This is a genomic window from Paenibacillus sp. GYB003, from assembly GCF_036577625.1.
Classification (GTDB): Bacteria; Bacillota; Bacilli; order Paenibacillales; family NBRC-103111; genus Paenibacillus_AB.
Genome location: NZ_JARBDC010000032.1, coordinates 1 through 17517 on the forward strand (window position 1 = coordinate 1; position 17517 = coordinate 17517).

The 17517-nt window shown below is 61.0% G+C and carries 12 protein-coding genes; 3 read left to right on the forward strand and 9 right to left on the reverse strand.

Features of this window, described 5'->3' with window-relative positions:
* From PV407_RS10840 to pdhA, 3 genes are all read right to left on the reverse strand, one after another.
* Positions 1-335 (reverse strand): biotin/lipoyl-containing protein (locus tag PV407_RS10840; protein WP_332089934.1); only part of this gene is annotated, 335 nt, incomplete at its 3' end.
* Between the two features lie 302 nt (positions 336-637).
* On the reverse strand, positions 638-1618 hold the full coding sequence (locus tag PV407_RS10845) for an alpha-ketoacid dehydrogenase subunit beta (protein WP_332089935.1): 981 nt from the start codon (positions 1616-1618) through the stop codon (positions 638-640).
* Positions 1619-1621: 3 nt separating this feature from the next.
* On the reverse strand, positions 1622-2704 hold the full coding sequence (pdhA, locus tag PV407_RS10850; RefSeq protein ID WP_332089936.1) for a pyruvate dehydrogenase (acetyl-transferring) E1 component subunit alpha: 1083 nt from the start codon (positions 2702-2704) through the stop codon (positions 1622-1624).
* Positions 2705-3069: 365 nt separating this feature from the next.
* On the opposite strand from pdhA, the gene PV407_RS10855 reads away from it, so the two are divergent.
* Both PV407_RS10855 and PV407_RS10860 read left to right on the forward strand, forming a co-directional pair.
* Positions 3070-3798, forward strand: a complete 729-nt coding sequence (locus PV407_RS10855; RefSeq protein WP_332089937.1) for an alpha/beta hydrolase — start codon at positions 3070-3072, stop codon at positions 3796-3798.
* A 136-nt stretch (positions 3799-3934) separates the two neighbouring features.
* A complete protein-coding gene (locus tag PV407_RS10860) occupies positions 3935-4894 on the forward strand; it encodes a M15 family metallopeptidase (RefSeq protein WP_332089938.1) in 960 nt (319 codons plus the stop codon).
* A gap of 194 nt (positions 4895-5088) precedes the next feature.
* Here PV407_RS10860 and PV407_RS10865 read toward each other — a convergent pair whose 3' ends face one another.
* Positions 5089-6372 (reverse strand): ABC transporter substrate-binding protein, encoded by a 1284-nt coding sequence (locus tag PV407_RS10865; protein WP_332089939.1) that lies wholly within the window; start codon positions 6370-6372, stop codon positions 5089-5091.
* A 151-nt stretch (positions 6373-6523) separates the two neighbouring features.
* Positions 6524-8872 (reverse strand): hypothetical protein, encoded by a 2349-nt coding sequence (locus PV407_RS10870; RefSeq protein ID WP_332089940.1) that lies wholly within the window; start codon positions 8870-8872, stop codon positions 6524-6526.
* 235 nt (positions 8873-9107) lie between these two features.
* On the opposite strand from PV407_RS10870, the gene PV407_RS10875 reads away from it, so the two are divergent.
* On the forward strand, positions 9108-10103 hold the full coding sequence (locus PV407_RS10875) for a LacI family DNA-binding transcriptional regulator (RefSeq protein ID WP_332089941.1): 996 nt from the start codon (positions 9108-9110) through the stop codon (positions 10101-10103).
* A 70-nt stretch (positions 10104-10173) separates the two neighbouring features.
* Here the strand turns inward: PV407_RS10875 and PV407_RS10880 are convergent, their stop codons facing one another.
* The 4 genes from PV407_RS10880 to PV407_RS10895 all read right to left on the reverse strand — a co-directional run bounded on the left by PV407_RS10880 (position 10174) and on the right by PV407_RS10895 (position 17128).
* The gene (locus PV407_RS10880) at positions 10174-11001 is read right to left on the reverse strand and encodes a lipoate--protein ligase family protein (RefSeq protein WP_332089942.1); all 828 of its coding nucleotides are present in this window, start codon (positions 10999-11001) and stop codon (positions 10174-10176) included.
* A gap of 193 nt (positions 11002-11194) precedes the next feature.
* Positions 11195-12502 (reverse strand): molybdopterin-dependent oxidoreductase, encoded by a 1308-nt coding sequence (locus tag PV407_RS10885; RefSeq protein WP_332089943.1) that lies wholly within the window; start codon positions 12500-12502, stop codon positions 11195-11197.
* A 217-nt stretch (positions 12503-12719) separates the two neighbouring features.
* Positions 12720-13508 carry a C40 family peptidase gene (locus PV407_RS10890; protein WP_332089944.1) on the reverse strand — a complete coding sequence of 263 codons (789 nt, stop codon included), beginning with the start codon at positions 13506-13508 and terminating at the stop codon, positions 12720-12722.
* Between the two features lie 518 nt (positions 13509-14026).
* The gene (locus PV407_RS10895; RefSeq protein ID WP_332089945.1) at positions 14027-17128 is read right to left on the reverse strand and encodes a hypothetical protein; all 3102 of its coding nucleotides are present in this window, start codon (positions 17126-17128) and stop codon (positions 14027-14029) included.
* Positions 17129-17517: the final 389 nt, after the last annotated feature.

Sequence of the window (17517 nt, forward strand, 5' to 3'; positions counted from 1 at the left end):
GCCGGAGCTGCGGGCGCCGGTGCAGCCGCGGGCTCGGCCGCCGCCGGGGCGTCGCCGCCGCCGCCGTGATGAATCGACTCCGGCGGAATTTCGCCGACGACGTCGATGACCGCGAGCGGATCGCCGACGTGCGACACGGTGCCTTCGGCGACTTTCAGCTCGACGATTTTGCCGGTTACCGGGGACGGCACCTCGACGACCGCCTTGTCGTTTTGCACGTCCATAATGATTTGATCTTCTTTTATGTCATCGCCGGGCTTGACGTGCCATTTCACGATTTCGCCTTCGTGAAGACCTTCGCCGAGCTCCGGAAGTCTGAATTGCCAGATCGCCATAATGATGCCTCCTGTCGGATCGCCCGCGCGCATGCCGTTCGCGGCCTCCTGGGCCCGAAATCGAAATGCCGGGGCAATGGTTCGAAGCGATAACGGGCTGTTTCCGCTATGACCGGAATTCCCCTCTATTGTCCATCAGTTGCGAAACTTTATTCCGCTATCGGCCGATTTTCGCGCCGGCAGGCGGCGACGTCGCGCAATTAGCGGAAACCCGGTTCCATGAACAAATGGATAAACGGTTCCGGGCAGGCCGATGACGGAATCGGGTTCCGTGAATCGCGCCGCCGGAGCCGTAAACGATATCAGAAATTCAACACCTGGTTGATGCCGTCGATGACGCGGGCCGGCGTAGGCAGCCATTCGTCTTCGATTTGCCCGAACGCGTAAACGGTGTCCGGCGCGGCCACGCGCAGCACCGGCGCTTCCAGGTGCAAAATCGCCTTTTCGTTCACCTGCGCGATCACTTCGGCGGCGATGCCGGCCGTCTTCTGCGCTTCCTGAACGACGATGGCGCGGTTCGTCTTCTTGATCGACTCGACGATCGTCTCGATATCGAGCGGCATGAGCGTCCGCAGGTCGATCACTTCGACCGAAACGCCCTGCGATTTCTCGATGTCTTCGGCCGCCTTCAGCGACGTATGGACCATCGCGCCGTACGTCAAAATCGTAACGTCCTTCCCTTCGCGGACGACGTTCGCCTTGCCGATCGGCACCGTGTATTCGCCTTCCGGAACTTCGGCCCGGAATGCGCGGTACAGCTTCAAATGCTCCATGAAAAAGACCGGATCGTTGTCGCGAATCGCCGAGATGAGCAGCCCTTTCGCGTCGTACGGGTTCGACGGAATGACGACCTTGATGCCCGGCGTTTGCACGAGCATGCCTTCGAGGCTGTCCGTGTGCAGCTCGGCCGCTTTGACGCCGCCGCCGAACGGCGTGCGGATGACCATCGGCGCGTTGTAACGGCCGCCGGAGCGCCAGCGCAGACGAGCGGCTTGCGCGACGATCGAGTCCATCACTTCGAAAATAAAGCCGATAAACTGCACTTCCATAATCGGACGGAAGCCTTGCGTGCACAAACCTACGGCCAAACCGCCGATACCGGATTCGGCGAGCGGCGTATCGAACACGCGATCTTCTCCGAATTCCTTCTGCAGCCCTTCGGTGGCGCGGAATACGCCCCCGACATGGCCGACGTCTTCCCCGAAAATCATGACGTTCGGATCGCGCTGAAGCTCCACCTTCATCGCATCGTTAATTGCTTGAACCATCGTAAGCTGTGCCATGACTTACTTGCCCCCCTTGCCCGCGAACCATGCTTTTTGCTCTTCCAAATGCGCCGGAGTCGTTTCGAACATCGTGTCGATCAGGCCGGGAACGGTCATTTTCGCCGTTTCTTCGGCTTTTTTGATCTGCTCGTTCACGTGCTCCTTCGCTTCCTCGATCACTTTGTTTTCTTCCTCTTCGCTCCACAAGCCTTTGCCGGTCAAATAGGTGCGGAACCGGACGAGCGGATCGCGCAGCTCCCAATCGCCGGACTCTTCCTTCGTTCTGTATTTCGACGGATCGTCGCCCGACATCGAGTGCGGGCCGAACCGGTACGTGATCGCTTCGATCAGCGTCGGCAAACCTTCCAGCGCGTGAGCGCGCGCCTCGGATACCGCCTTGTACACCGCGAGGACGTCCATCCCGTCGACTTGCACGCCGCGAATGCCGGCTGCGACCGCTTTTTGCGCGATCGTTTCGGCCATCGTCTGCTTGGCGCGCGGCGTCGAAATGGCGTAGCCGTTATTTTGCACGAAAAAGACGCAGGGCAGCTTGAACGCGCCGGCGAAATTCATGCCTTCGTAAAAATCGCCCTGCGAGCTGCCGCCGTCGCCCGTGTAGGCGATCGCGATATTCGCTTTGCCGCGGCGCTTCAGACCCATCGCCACGCCCGGAGCTTGTACGATTTGCGCGCCGATGATGATTTGCGGGAGCAGCACATTGACGCCCTCGGGAATTTGTCCGCCGTGCTGATGGCCGCGGGAATACAGGAACGCCTGATACAGCGGCAGTCCGTGCCAAACGAGCTGCGGCATGTCGCGGTAGCCCGGGCAAACCCAATCTTCTTTGTCGAGCGCGAATTCGCTGCCGATCATGGAAGCTTCCTGACCGGATACCGGCGCGAAAAATCCGAGCCTTCCTTGACGGCTCAAACTGACGGCGCGCTGGTCCCACGTGCGGGTGAACACCATGCGGCGCATCAGTTCCTTCAGTTGATCGCCTTGCAAGTTCGGCAGAGCTTCGGGATTTACGATCTCGCCGCTCGGAGAAAGAACCGACAACGGCTTGATTTCGTCGATCCGAACTTCGGACAATGGCTTGCTCATCGCTTTTTTCACCTCTACATGTTTTTGCCTATCTTGTTATACAGAGTAGCTAACTGTTATAGTATAAGTCTCACTCTGTTTCATAACAACGACTGTTCCTCGGCTTAGCATCGCTTGCTTTGCGAGCAGCATCATATGTAACAGAGCACTTTCATTATATAGTACAGTTCAACAAAAATCTACACCGTACCGCAAACTTTTTCGTTCCGGGCCGGCCCGGAACGGGCGCCGCGGGCTAGTAGCCGGCAAGCCGAAAAACGCCGCCGGAGACGGCCGCGCCCGCTTGCTTTTCTTTTTCTTCCCTATCGCTGTTATAATTATTTTACACGTATCGAAGCAAATTCAACCGGAGGCGAACCCGCTGCATGGACGACACCCGCTATACGAAACGAACGATCGTGAAGGAGGATGTTCCTTCCGCCGTATTGAACGAAACCCGGAATGTGAAAATATACCTTCCGCCCGGCTATAACGAGCTGCTTTCTTACCCGGTGCTGTACTGCCAGGACGGAGAAGATTTTTTTAATTTCGGCCGCACCGCCACGCACATGACGAAGCTTATATTGGACGAAGGGCTGGAGCCCGCCTTGATCGTCGGGGTCGACGTCGACAAGAAGCTGCGGAACGACGAATATTCGCCGGAAGGCTCGCGATTCCGTACATACTGCCGATTTTTCGCCGAGGAGCTCGTGCCGTACGTCGAAGCGCGGTACCCCGCCAGAAAAGACGCGGCTTCGCGCGTCATCGCCGGCGATTCGCTCGGCGGAACCGTATCGCTGCATATCGCGCTCGATTACCCGGAGCTGTTCCGGCGCGTGCTGTCGCTGTCCGGCGCTTTTTTCCCGAGCAGCCGGGAGCGCATCGCGGAGGAAGACGATTTGTCGTGGCTGCAGCTGTATATGCTCGTCGGGCTGCAGGAAACCGCCGTCGAAACGTCGCGCGGGACGTTCGATTTTTTGGAGGAAAACCGGCGGACGCGCGAGCTGCTGGAATCCCGCGATGCCGATCTCGTGTACGAGGAGAAAGACGGCAAGCATCTATGGGGCTTTTGGCAGAAGGAGCTGCCGGGCGCGCTCAAACTGTTTTTCGGCTAAAACGGCCGGGGCCGCTCCCGAAACGGCCCCGGTTCCCGCCGCCCTTCGAAGTCGGGCGGCTGTAACTTTTCGCCGATACCGAACGTCTGTTATGTTATAAAACGTTATCGTCATTGTCAGGAGGACTTATACCGATATGAAAACGATGAGGCATACGGCCGCCGCCGTCGCATTGGCCGGCAGCTTGTTTGCGCTTGCGGCATGCGGGGGCGGCGGCGCGGCGCCGGCGGACGCGAAGCCGCCGGCCGATACCGGGACGGCGACAAGCCAACCGACGCCCGGCAATACAGCACCAGGCAATACGGCGGGCGGCGGACAGACGGGCCAGCCGTCCGGCGACAAATCCGGAACGCAGGCTCCCCCTTCCGGCAATGCGGCCGGCACAGGGGACGCGGGCAAATCCGGACCGGGCGAAGCGAACGGCAAAACGGGCGGCGCGGCGGCACCCGGCGGAACGAAGGCGGGCGGCGGAACGAACGCGCCCGACGGCAAAACGGTGCAGGTCGTCGGCAAGCCGGCCGATATCGCCGTGCTGGTCAACAAAACGTACAAGCTGCCCGACAACTACAAGCCGGACGATTTGGTCGAGCCGGACATCCCGTTTATTTTCAAGGAAAAAAGCGAGAAGCGGCTTATGCGCAAAGAAGCGGCCGGCGCGCTTGAAAAGCTTGTAGCCGCCGCCAAAAAGGACGGCATCGCGCTCGCCGGCGTGTCCGGCTTCCGGTCGCAGGCGACGCAAAAATCGCTGTTCGACAATTACGTGAAGAAGGACGGCGAGGAAGCCGCGCGCATGTATAGCGCCGTTCCCGGGCACAGCGAGCATCAGACCGGTCTGGCGATGGACGTCTCGGGCACCGACGGCAAATGCGCCGCTTCCGACTGCTTCGCGGGCACGAAGGAAGCGAAATGGCTCGCCGAGCACGCCGACGAGCACGGGTTCATCGTCCGCTATCCGAAAGGGAAGGAATCGATCACCGGCTATCAGTACGAGCCATGGCATCTTCGCTACGTCGGCGCGAAAGCGGCCAAGGACATCGCGGACAAAGGACTGACGCTGGAGGAATACGTGCTGAACGCCGTACCGGTGTCGAAATAAGAAATGCTTCCGTCGAAGCCTGTCGATGATGCGCATTCGTGTTCCGGCGGCAGCTTGTTCTTGGTACGGAAAGTCGCGTTCGCTTAATATTTTCAACGGACTTAGATTTTCCGTAACGATAAAAATACGCCGCCTCGTTCCCGGTTGTTTTCGGGCGGTGCGGCTTTTTTCGTGCCGATTCGCGGGTAATCGCTTCACTTTCCGCTTTCGGCAATCATTTTGTTGATTTCTTCCTCCGCTTTGGCAAGCGCCGTATTGACGTCCATCTGGTTTTCGAGAAACTGGTTGAAATGATTTTGCAGGATGGCTTCCGCTTTCGAGCGGAATTGCGAGGAAACCGGGTACTGCACCGGCTTGCTTTTGAAAATGCTCGCCAGCCTTTTGCCGCTCAAGTAAGGAACGTCCGATCCGAACGCCTTCTGAACGTCGGGATTGTTGACGGCCGGCATCCAGCCCTTTTTCGAGCTGATCATTTGAAATTCGTTCGACGTCACCATGTTGATCACTTGCATCGCCTGATCTTTATATTTGCTCGACTTCGTGATCGCCATCGCCTGCACGCTCGCGTTGCCGTACGTATTCGGCCGCTCCGGATAGCTCGGGTATTGGGCGATGTCCCAGTTCAAGCCTTCCGCCGTCGGCTTCTCCATTGCGCTCAGCATGTTCAGCTGAAGCTGCATGGCGAGCGTTTTGTCGTTCAGAAACGCATCCCCTTTTCGGTCGTTGCCCGGGATCGAATAAATCGCTTTCACCAGATTGAACACCTTTTTCCAATCCTCGGTATTGACGGACGCCTTCTCCTTGATCGGATCCACGGCGGCCGCCGACAACGGCTGCGCGATCCAAAGGACGCCGTTCCCCGTATCCAGGCCGCGGTATTGAACGCCGCCTTCGTTTCTCGTCACCCGCTTCGCCAAATCCAATGTTTGATCCCAGTTCATTCCGTCCTGCGGGTAAGGGACGCCGAATTTATCGAACAAGTCTTTGTTGTAGTAGAGCGCATGGAAGTTCAGGCTGAACGGCAGCGCGTAAATTTCGTCCTTCAACGACGCGATGCGGATGTCGCGAATGATGCCTGCGTCGAACCGGTTCAAATCGACGTTATGCGTTTTCAGCAGCGGCGACATGTCGTAAAGCAAATCCCGGTCCCGGTACGACAGCAAATTGCCGTTGAACGTGAGAATGATGTCCGGCGTCTCTCCGGCGACGATCAGCTCGTTCAGCGTCGTCCCTTTTACCGGCTGATAAATTTTCAGCGTTATATTCGGATGCTTCTGCTGCAATTGCTGCACGATCAGCTCCTGCAGCCGTTCGTGGACGCTTATGCCGTCGATCGCCGCCGTCAGCGTAACCGGCTCGCTGCTGATTGCGGGGACGCCATGTTTTTCGTCCGCGCCCGCCCCGCCGTCCGTTTTGCCGCATCCGGCCGCGACGGCCGCCATCATCGCCATCCCTATGAATAAAGCGCTTTTGTTCATGGTTGACCCTCCTTGCAAAATGGTTATCGAAGCCGGTGCAACCGGATATGAAGCGTTTTCACGTTTATCTTTGGTTCGCGGATCCCGTCCGGCTATGTCGCCGGCCGCTTTCGATCCGAGTCGAAAGCGGCCTTTTTCCGTTTCCTTCCCCTTATCGATACGTGAAAATCGCCGTCGCCCGCATGCTCCGGTCGGCTATGACCCGAACCCAATGCGCCGAATAGCCGGCCGGAAACGTCAGCTTGAACGTTTCGTTCGGCTGCACCGTCACCGTTTCGTAGCGCGACCAAACGCCGCTGGCCGCAAAATCGACCTCGATCGTGAAACGCGCCGCATCCGGCGAATTATGGCTCAGCTCGACGTATTTGTCCGAATACCCGGCCATCAAGTAAGGGTCCGACGGAACGCCGGCCTCTACCTCCGTCCGCTCCCACGGCCCGCCTCGCCCTGCCGGACGGCCGAATTTGCGCAAATCGTCGACATTGCCCAGCCATAGCCGCACCGCTCCGTCCTCCGAAACGATCGTATGACCGTCCGGCTCGCCGTCCGCCGGCAAGCCGGATAAAACGAGCATGCCGCGCCACGAGCAAAAATCGTAAATGAGCTTGTTATGCGTGCAGACGGGCTGCATTTTGCGAAAGCCGCCCGACCGTTCGTCCGGCAGCTCGTAGAACGAGCCGTGAACGTTCATCAGCTTGCGCTCCGTCACGACCTCGCGAATGCCGCGCCTTGGGCCGAATGCGGAGGGCCGGTCGAAATCGTCGTGACCTTTCGGAAGCCGGTACCGGTTGCCGGACGGATCGGTGACGACGACCGAGGCGGCGTCGACATCGAAGTCGCAAACGGGAGCGAGCCGGCCCGTCAGCGCGGCCATCGCCGCGTCGTCGTTCTTTTGGCGGAACGTCATGTCGCCCTGCACTTCGTAGAACCCGGTCTCGACGATGCGGCCCCGTTCGTCCAAGCGCGCGGCCGCCACGTGCAGCGGCAAGCTCATATCGGCCGAGGCGTACACGACGGCGTCGCTGCGTCCGACGCTCGTTCCGGCGTCGGCGAGCCGGCTCGTCATGTGCGGATCGGCGGCGTTCCCCTCGGCCGGACCGTAGGCGAATGCGGCGGATGCGGAAGAAACGGAGCTTTCCGCAGCGATGCGGACCCATTCGGCGGCCAGGTCGGCCGGGAATAGATAGAACGCATAGCCGCTCTCGGGTACGTCGATCGTCCGATGCGTCGTCCAGCGGCCGCTTCCGTCGTTGTCCGTTTCGATGCGGAACCGTACCGGGCGCCCCTCCCGGTGCGACAAATGAACGACCCGCCGGTCGAAGCCGGCGAACAGGAACGGTTCGGACCGCTCCTCCGCGCGGACGGGCTCCTCCGCCCAAACGCCGCCCCATCCGGCAGGTTTGCCCATCTGCCCCAGCTCGTCCGCGGACGCGAACAGCAGGTTGGACTGGCATCGCCCGAGCAGCTCGTTCCCCTGGATCGAGGCGTCGTTGCAGCCGAAAACGATCCCCCCGTTCCATCGCTCGAAATCGACGATCATTTTATGATGGACGGCGATCGGCCGTATGCCCGCCGTGCCGGCTGCGCCGAACGTCGGCGGAAATTCGTACAGCATGCCGAACATGTCCATCAGCCATCTGTCGCCGACGCTGCGAATGCGCGGCCATTCCGTAAACCAGCCGTCGTCGGCGCTGTGCGTGTAGCTTCCCATCGGCAAACGGAACCGCTTCCACTTGCCGTCCAGGCAAACGTTCAGCAGCACGGATTTGTCGTCCCAGCCGAGCGCCCAGAGCGGGGACGTCTCGTCCGGGGAGCCGTACAAGCCTCCCGGCCCGGTTATTTCCGTATACTTGTTCGCGTCGACGATCGTCCAATTGCGCGACTGCCCCGGATCGCCTTCGCCGGTCCATTCGGCGAGAACGCCGCCGTTCCCGTTGTTGGAAACGACGAGCCGCCCTTGCCCGCTGTACGCGCCTTTTCCGTGCTTGCCCGGCAGCAGCCTGAGGTCCTCCTTCGTTCCGTTCGGATCGGCGAACCAGACGCGCACGTCGAGCGAATGGACGTCCACTTCATACAGCCCGGATTCCATCGTGTAAAAAATCACTTTGTTCGCCGGATCCTGCAAATGCCGCGCCACTCCCGTCAGCCGTCCCTTCATCTTCTCGGGCGGCACGACCCGCACGTTCCCGGCTTCGTCGATAAAGTAAGGGCCGATAATAAGCTGCTTCGATTCGGCGTGAATCATTCGGCTCGCGTGCGTGCCGCCTACGCTGAGCGGATGCGCCGCGGCGTTCAAATCGTCGTCCAGCGAGTACAGCTTGTCGTGGCTGCCGCTGTAACTGTGCGGCGGATATGTCAAATACCACAGCTTTCCGGCCCACGCCACGACGGCACCGGCTCCGCATTCCCAGGCGCCGGCTTCTTCCGTCCCGTTCGTCCAGCTCAGATGCGGATAAATGCCGCTGTAGCTCCGCCGCTCCGTTTTTGCAAGTTTGCTCAAAATGGTCGCTTCCCCTTTCCGCTTACTCGTGTAAGTTCATTTGCAGTATAGCCGATTTATCGACCGCTGCAAAACGCCGTTTCGGACCGTTCCTCCGTTCGAACCGCCGTTTTTCTCCGGTTTGCTCGCGATTGCGAATCGGCTTTTACTTACTCGTGTAAATCGGCGTGTTGTCCGGCGTTTGCGTTTCTTGTACAATACAGGGAAAGAAGCCGAACGACGACGGGAGGACGCAATGACAACTCGTGAAGAAGTCGCCCGCAGGGCGGGAGTATCCGTGGCGGCCGTTTCGTATGTCCTCAACAATAAATCGGGCGTGAGCGACGCCACGCGCCAAAAGGTGCTGGACGCGATTCGGGAGCTGGACTACAAGCCCAGCTATGCGGCCCGAACGTTAAAAACGAAAAAAACGGACCATTTGACCGTATTCGTCAATTATTTGGGCGATCCGTTCGAAGCCGGTATTTTGAACCATATCGAGGAAGAAGCGAGAACCTTCGGCTATTTCGTCAATTTCCAAACGTACCGGCCGGAGCAGGAGGAGCAGCTGAGCCATTTTTTTCCCGGTCGGATCGACGGGGTGTTCCTGCTCGGGCAAAGTCTCCGTCCGGAAACGCTCGAGGCGCTGCACAAGATCAACATCCCGGTCGTCTCCATCATGAAGCCCGTGGAAGCCGGACCGATTACGGCGTACGTCGATATCGACTGGACCGGCTCGATGCGCAAGCTGATCCGGCATTTGAAGCGGGCGGGACACCGGCGCATCGGATTTATGGCCAACTTCAGCCCGGCGCATGCGCACGAGGCGAGAAGGCTGGCGTTTATCCGGGCGATGGAAGCGGAAAGCCTGCCCTGCGACCCGGACGATTTTCTCAGCGGCAGGGGGAGGCTCGAGCATGCGAAGCAGACGACGGCCGATTATCTGAAAAACGGTCGGAGCGACCGTTATACGGCGTTTGTGGCGGCCTCCGATTTGATGGCGATCGGGATGCTGACGGCATGCCGGGAGGCGGGCGTTGCCGTCCCCGGGCATCTGGCGATCGCGGGCTGCGAAAATATCCTGATGACGCTGCAAACGACGCCGACGGTGACGACGCTGCATTATCCCCGCCCCGAGGCGGCCGTGTCGGCCGTGCGCACGATGGTCGAGTCGCTGCGCGGCGAGCCGGCGGAAAGCAAGCTGCTGGAGGCCGAGCTGCTTGTGCGGGGATCGACCTCGCCGGAAGCATGACCCCGCGCGTTCGCAGGCCGAAACAAAAGGTGCGCCGTATGCCCGGGGGGCTTGCGGCGCACCTTGCCTTTTATTCGTCCTGCCCGCCGTCGCGCCGGTCGTAGCGGCCGCGCAGCGTCGCGGCCATCCGCTCCAGCTCCTGCATCGACGGCTTGTCCGGATGGCGGCCTACCGTGCCGCCCCAGGACGTCAGCGTCTCGATCAGCGCCTGGACGAACGTCCGTACGGTCGCGCCGTGGCCGCCCACTTCGGCAAGCGTCGCCATCGTCTCCGGCTCGATGCGCGGCACGTCCGCTTCGGCATTGCCGCCGGTCGCGACTTCATAAAAGGAGCGGACCAGCTCGCCGCGGCGGTACGCATGCCCTTCGGCGGCGATAAACGCGTTCACGATATACGCCTTCGTCTGCCGCCGCTGCGAGATGCCGCATATTTTGCGGCCGTTGACGCTGACATCGTATTCGCCCGGGCAATACGAGCCGCGCACTTCCCCTTTGGCCGCTTCCAGGCCGAGCTTCGCGAAGCTTTCGCGGATGAGCGCATACATCAGCTCGAAATCTTCCTTGAACTCCAGCCGCCCGCTCGGGTTCGGCATGACGATCGACACGTTGACGACGCCCGGATCGAGCGAAACGACCGCCCCGCCGGAATTGCGCACGCCGACCGCGTAGCCGTGCAGGCGCAGCCACTCCATCGCCTGCTCCACGTTCGGCAGCCGCCGGTCGCGCAGCCCGAGCACGACCGCTTTCTCGTGCCGCCAAATATGGACGAACGGCGGCGCCCCTTCGCCGATTTTGCGGCACAGCAGCTCGTCGTATGCGAACGGAAACAAAATATCCCCGACCAACGTCGTTTCGCTCGAATTTTGAATGTAAAAAGGAGACGGTATGCGTCCGTTCATCGTTCTCTTCTCCTTGTATGAAAGTGGACAAAAATTCAGTAAGAGAATACCACGAAACGGCGAATTTGTACAATTGGACGGCGTACCGTCGGCGATGGTGCGCTTTGGAGCGCTATCCCCGCCTTCCCTGCGACGGCTCGGGGCGGATAGCGCTCCTTCGAGCGCTATTTGCCTTCACCCGGCCCCTCCCCGGTCAGATCGAAACGCCTTTCGGCTTTTTGCCCGGCACCCAGGCGTGCTGATCATACCCGTTGCGGCCCCAGAAGCCGGTATGCTCCTCCGCGATCAGTTCGATCCGCTGCAGCCATTTGACCGACTTGTAGGCGTACATTTTCGGCACGATCAGGCGGACCGGGCCTCCCAAGTCGCGGACGATCGGCTTGCCGTCCATCAGCACCGCGACCATGACGTCGTCCAGCAGCGCCTGCTCCATCGTCAAGCTGTCCGTATATACGCCGTCGCCCGAGTAAAATTTGACGTATTTCGCGGCGCTTTTCACGTCGGCCAGCTGAAGCAGCTCCTTCAGCGGAATCCCTTCCCACGTCGTGCTGTAGACCGACCAGCCGGTGACGCAGTGGAAGTCGCTCACCTGCGCCTTACGCGGGATGGCCAGAAACTGCTCCCAACTCCACTCCTGCGGCTTGTCGACGAGCCCGTTCAGCCAAAACTTCCACGATTCCGACACGAAATGCGGCATGTCCACGACCGTGTAAATGCGAAACTCTCCCTTGCCCCCGCCTCCGATCGGCTGAAGCGATTCGGCCAGCGGCGTCGGGGCCGGAATCATCCGGTTGTCGTCGACGATCGGAGCCCCCGGCGACAGCGTGCCGGTCCCCGCGCCGGAAAACAGCCATCTGGCGAATTTCGGCCCGACGAGCGCGAGCAGCAGCCCGGCGAACGCCCATGTCAAAAAAGCGCGCCGCGTATACACCGTATCGCGCAGCCAGCCGCCCGCCCGGCCGAGACGGACGCGTATCGGCACGACCGGCAGCGGCTCTGCGGCGCGAACGGCGCCGCCGCGCTCCTTCGCTCCCGCCCCGGGCGTTTTGACGCGAAGCCAGCGGCTGCGGGTGACCGCGTGAAACGCCGCGTACGGCACGCCGACCCACGTCAGCAGATCGTGCGTCCAAAGCGCCGCGTTCGTCAGCGCCGGAGGAAGCGACCGAAACTGCCACAGCACGTTCCCGGAGACGATCCAGCCGGCAAGCAAAGCGAGCACGACGGCCAAATTCCACTGCTGCCGCCTTTTGCCCCGCAGCTGCTTCAAATGTCTACCCATCGCCGGTATGTACAACGCGACGACGACGGCCGAGACGAGGCCGAGAACGATATGCGACTGCTTGAGCGCCACGCGGACGACGCCGAAGTCGCCCCGCAGCGCCGGCACGAACAGCACGATTCCCGTAACCGCCAGCAGCAGCACGAGCCATCCGTTCCACGCGTGCAGCCGCAGCAGCTTTTTGCCGAGCGCCCCGTTTCGCTTGCTCCGATCCCGTTCCATCGCTTGCCCTCCTCGTTTCAAAAAGATTCGCGGATGCCGGTTTCCGGCCGTACCCCCTCTTTATTACAGGATACGCAAGCGAGCGTCATTCAGTTTTTGCCCGAGCCTCGGTCCGGGCGGGACGGGGCGGACGGCCGGAGCGGCGCCTATCGGTCGAATTCGGTCCGCCCGATCGGGATAAGCGGGCGGCATCGCCTGAAACGAATCGCCCGCTACATCAAGAAATGACGCGCTTCACCTTGACGATCCGCCCCTTCCAGCGGTCGTCCAGCTCGGAAACGACGACCCCGATGCCGGTCCGGTACGTATGCAAAATTTTGTTGTCGCCCAAATAGACGGCGACATGGCCGATCCGCTCGACGCCCGACTTGTCTTTCCGCTTCGGCGTCGTGAAGAAGATCAGATCCCCTTTGCGGATTTGGTCCAAACCCGTTTCGGCGCCGATTTCGCTCTGCTCGCGGGAGTTGCGCGGCAGCTTGACGCCGTTTTTGCCGAATATGTGGTTCATGAACGAGGAGCAGTCGAACGTCTCGGTTTGGCCGAGTTTCGCCCCGAAGTCGTAGGGAGTCCCCATATACGTCATGCCGAGCGAAATGATCGCGTCGGCCTTTTTCTCCCACGCGGGCGCGTCTCCTTGCGCGGGAACGTATTTGTAATTCGGATAGTTGCCGTTCGAGTCCGGCTGATCGGCCATCGGATCGTCTTCGTTTTCCGACGTCAAAATCGCCGTTTTCGTCAAATCGTTCCACTGCACGTTATACCCGAGCGACTGGGCGGCGAGACGGATCGGCACATAAGTCGTCCCCATATAGTTGAGGCTCGACGGCAGGCTGAGCTCCCCGTCTTTGTACGGCGTCTCCGAGCTGTACGTGCTGCCGCCGACGATCCAGCGGAACGGCACGACGTCCAGCTCCACCTTGACCGCGCCGGAAGCGAGAGCGATATTGGTCATAAGCGAAAGGCCGGCCACGCCGGACAAAGCGATCGTCATCCATCTTTTCTTCATTCGATTCGTCTCCCCGTCTGCGTTTCGTTGTCCGTAAAGCTTTCGGCTGCGGCAGGCGCTTTTCGGGAGTGAAGCGATTGGTATAAAATGGGCGCAAACAAACTCAGCGCCGGCGATCGGCATCATGGATGACGCGGAACAGCCGCTGCAGAAAATGCACAGCGGTCGTTTGACGCGCAGCCCCATCCGCCGGCGCGCTCGGACATACGGCTAACGAAACGTACAATCGTTATCGGAGCCAAAATGCGGAGGTTTGAACGGGGAACGAACCACAGTATCGTTATTCGCGGCAAATCGGATCGTTTTCTTCCGCTTTCGGCCCGATAACGCTACCCGGATTCGTTAAAATGGCAAAACGGTCGTTTTGCCGCCAATAAGAATAGTACGATTCGTCAGCCGCTCGCCGGAACCGCTCTGTTGCCGGGAAGCGCCCGAACGCTTCGTGGAAGCAAAGGATTGCCGGCAAATGAAAAGCCGCCCGAACGATCGCGTTCGGACGGACTTTTGCATGCCCGCTATTACCGGTCGCCGCCTTGCCCGTTGTTCACGATCAAGTGCGGCAGCTCCACGAAGCCGCTGCGGTTGCCGGCGGAATCGGTCGCGTAGGCGGCCGTTTTATGGACGCCCACGCCTTGCAAATCGAGCGCGATCGCCGTCGGCTCGCCGCCGAGGCCGACGCCTCGGCCGACCTCGCGATCGCCTTCCATAACCCGGATCGTCGCTCCCGCCTCCGCCCGGATCATGACGGTCGGCTGCCGGTCCGGCGACGATTGCGGCCTTGTCGGGCTTACGACGACCGGAGCGTCCGGCGCCGTCCGGTCGACCGTTACGACCGGCAGCTTCACCGGAACGCTGCGGTTGCCCCGCCCGTCGGCGGCCACGACCGTCAAGCCGTCATAGCGGCCTTCCGCCAGCGCCGTCAGCGCGATCGCGACCGGCTCGTCGCCTGCGCCCGCTCCCGAGCCGACCGTCTCGCCGCCGTTCATGACGAAGACGGTCGTCCCGGCCGCCGAACGAACCGTGACGGTCGGATTCGCCTCGTTCGTCGCAACCGGCCCGGTCGGCGAGACGACGGTCGGCGGCGCGACCGGGCTGCGGTACGTCAGACGCGCGTCGTCGTAATACGCCTTCGTCGTCCACAGCACCGAACACGACAGCATGACGCGCGCCGTTGCCGCCCCGGCCGGAGCCGCCGCTTTGACGGTTACGTCCTGCCACTTCCCGAGCCCGGTCTGAACGTGCGCGGCCTGCTCGCCGACCTGCTTGCCGGAAGCGTCGTAAAAGCGCAGCGCCAGGCTCGTTCTGCCCGTCTCGATGTACAGCTTGACGCCGGCCGTATACTCCACGCCCGGACGCACCGGCGCGGGACTGCTCAGCAGCGCCACGCCTTCGTTCGTCGCCGTATCGGTCAGCCGCAGGCTGTTCGAGCCCGAATAATACCGGTCGCCGTATACGGCATACCCGACTCTGGACGTCGAATTGGCGAAAAACGGCTCCCAGCCGGGCACGCCCGAGCCCGGCGCCGCCGGCTGCTCGAAGCCGGGGTTGGCGAGCGGAAGCCCGACGTCCCACCATTGCTGCGGAGGCGCGTCCCCGACGCGAATGCGCTTCAAGCGGGCTCCGTCCGTGTAATATACGTGCCCGTCCGCGCCGAGCGTCATAATCCCGCTTTGCGCGATCGTCCGATGCTCGAGCGTCGCCGGATCGACGACGACAATCGTCCCTCCGAGCGTCGTATACAGAAGGCCGTCGGCGCTCCATTTCAAATAAACCGGCCGCCACAAATGGTCGAAATTCCAGTTCGTCGGGACGATTTCCTTGCTTTTGACGACGGTCAGCGTCGCCGGATCGAGCACGAAAACGGTGCCGTACGCCGCTCCCCACAGCAAACGGTCCGGGCCGAACGCCAGCCCGCCGATCGCCTTCGGCTTGACCGCTCCGGGAAGCTGCGGCGTAAACTCGGACAGCTTTTGACCGGTGGCCGCGTCCATGACGAACATTTTCGCCTCCGCCTGCGTCGGTTCGATGCCGAGTCCGCCCCAGACCGAGGTCGAGCCGTATATTTTGCCGTTTTGGTAGGCGAGCCCGATCACGCTTTGATCCTGCACGACATTCCGGTACAGCCGCGGCGAAGCGGCGCCGTTCAGCGGCAAATCCATGATCGCCACCGCTCCGCCGAGCTCCCCGTACGTCGGAATCGTCCCGGCGATCAGCTTGTCCCCGCCGATCGTCATCGCGAACGGGCGGTCCTGACCGTCGCCGAGGTCGTACGCGACGCGCGGGTTCGCGTTCGTCTGCGGCGGCTTCGTCAAATCCATGTCGTGGATGACCGCGCCCGGGTAAACGCCGAAATACATATGAGTTCCGGCCGAAACCATCCCTTCCGCCTGTCCGATGTTAAACAGCGTTTTGGCGCCCGTGGCCGGATCGAGCTGCGCGCCTTGCGTCCCCATGTACCCGGTAACGTACAGCTTGTCGTCGCTGCCCCGCTCGAGCGATTGAATCGCGATCGGTTGGCCTTCGACGACGGCGGGGAGCGATTTGCTTTTGCCTGTCGTAAAATTCATGACGAACGGCTGGCCGCTGAACTGGATCGTGACGAGGCTTTTGCCCGGAAAATCGGGGTCGCCCGCCAGCTCGACCCATCCGGAGCTGCGGAAATACGTGCCGAACGCGATGCCGGTGTCGGCGATAGCGTGCGTCGACAAGTCGAACGATTTTACACGGCCGTCCGCGACGAAATACGTCTTTCCGTCCATTTCCGGGGACGTGTACAGCCCTCTGTAGTTTCCGATCAGCGTCGAAAGCCACGTCCCGGCTTCCATATCGTAGACGAGCAGCACGTTTTGCGCGCTGAGATGAACGAATAAATAACGGCCGGCCGTATTCAAGTCGTACACGAAGCCGGGATTGCTCGAGTCGTACCCGGGCAAATCCGGAAACGGCACGGCCGTCTTCGTTCCCGTGGCCGGGTCGAGCTTGACGAGCGAGCCGGCGGAGCCGATTCCCGCATACAGGCTGCCGTACCCGTACGCCAACGAGCGGACGTAATCCTGGCCCGGCTGCACGGTGCCGTAATCGCTGAACGTCCCGGTCGCGGGGTCGTACTTGAAGACAGTCGCTCCCGGGTAAACGCCGCCATATACATTGCCCGCCTCGTCCGTGCTCAACCCGTAAATCGCCTTCGCTCCGGGCGTAACGGCGCCGAGATCGGCAACCGTCTTCGTCCCGGGCGAATACCGGTACAGCTTGCCGGTTCCGCCTATGTACACGTTGCCGGACGCGTCCGTTTTATGCGTCCATACCGAGCCGGCTCCGTTCAGCGGAAACGAGCGCAGCAGCTTGTTTTGGCGAAGATCGACAACGTTGAATACGGCGGGAGTGCCGCTCGACGTCGTATACAGGACCGGGACCCCGTCCTCGACGCCGTATGCGGTATCGATCGTCGACACGCTCTGTACCATGACGCCGAGATCTTCGGGCTCGCCGTACGATTTGCCCGCAAGCGCCGAAGCCGCCTGCACGAGCCCCCCGCCCGCCGCCGGGTCCGCCGCGGCCGTCTGGGCCGCGCCGCCGAACGCCAGCATGCCGATCAAACATGCGGCAACCGTTTTTTTCAATTTGCATCTCCTCCTTGTAACGATCGAACTTCTTATAACGATCAAGGTCGAAACGAATCCGGTACACATCAACCGGAAACCAGATCAACCGAATACGGAATCATCCACCTCCATCCCGGCGTTAAAAGCTGCCAAACAGTGATATCCATCTGATGCACAAGTTCATCATAAAGAATGGAAGAAAGCGCTGTCAACAAATAACCTTCGACATTTGCAGACATCTAACTCCACAAAATCAGCCATCCCCGCATCGTTCGGCCTATCCCAGTCGAACGTTTCCGCGTGGGCAATAGTTCATTCCTCCTTCCTTTGGTAACCTATAAGTAACTCCGAAATTGGCTGCATGCTCGTGCCTTCGGTTCGTCGAACTATCGCGCGGCATCATACAA

Bases quoted from the DNA above. Each gene is read 5' to 3' on its own strand.
- PV407_RS10845 (WP_332089935.1), bottom strand. From the start codon at position 1,618: ATGGCACAGCTTACGATGGTTCAAGCAATTAACGATGCGATGAAGGTG.
- pdhA (WP_332089936.1), bottom strand. From the start codon at position 2,704: ATGAGCAAGCCATTGTCCGAAGTTCGGATCGACGAAATCAAGCCGTTG.
- PV407_RS10855 (WP_332089937.1), top strand. From the start codon at position 3,070: ATGGACGACACCCGCTATACGAAACGAACGATCGTGAAGGAGGATGTT.
- PV407_RS10860 (WP_332089938.1), top strand. From the start codon at position 3,935: ATGAAAACGATGAGGCATACGGCCGCCGCCGTCGCATTGGCCGGCAGC.
- PV407_RS10865 (WP_332089939.1), bottom strand. From the start codon at position 6,372: ATGAACAAAAGCGCTTTATTCATAGGGATGGCGATGATGGCGGCCGTC.
- PV407_RS10875 (WP_332089941.1), top strand. From the start codon at position 9,108: ATGACAACTCGTGAAGAAGTCGCCCGCAGGGCGGGAGTATCCGTGGCG.
- PV407_RS10880 (WP_332089942.1), bottom strand. From the start codon at position 11,001: ATGAACGGACGCATACCGTCTCCTTTTTACATTCAAAATTCGAGCGAA.
- PV407_RS10885 (WP_332089943.1), bottom strand. From the start codon at position 12,502: ATGGAACGGGATCGGAGCAAGCGAAACGGGGCGCTCGGCAAAAAGCTG.
- PV407_RS10890 (WP_332089944.1), bottom strand. From the start codon at position 13,508: ATGAAGAAAAGATGGATGACGATCGCTTTGTCCGGCGTGGCCGGCCTT.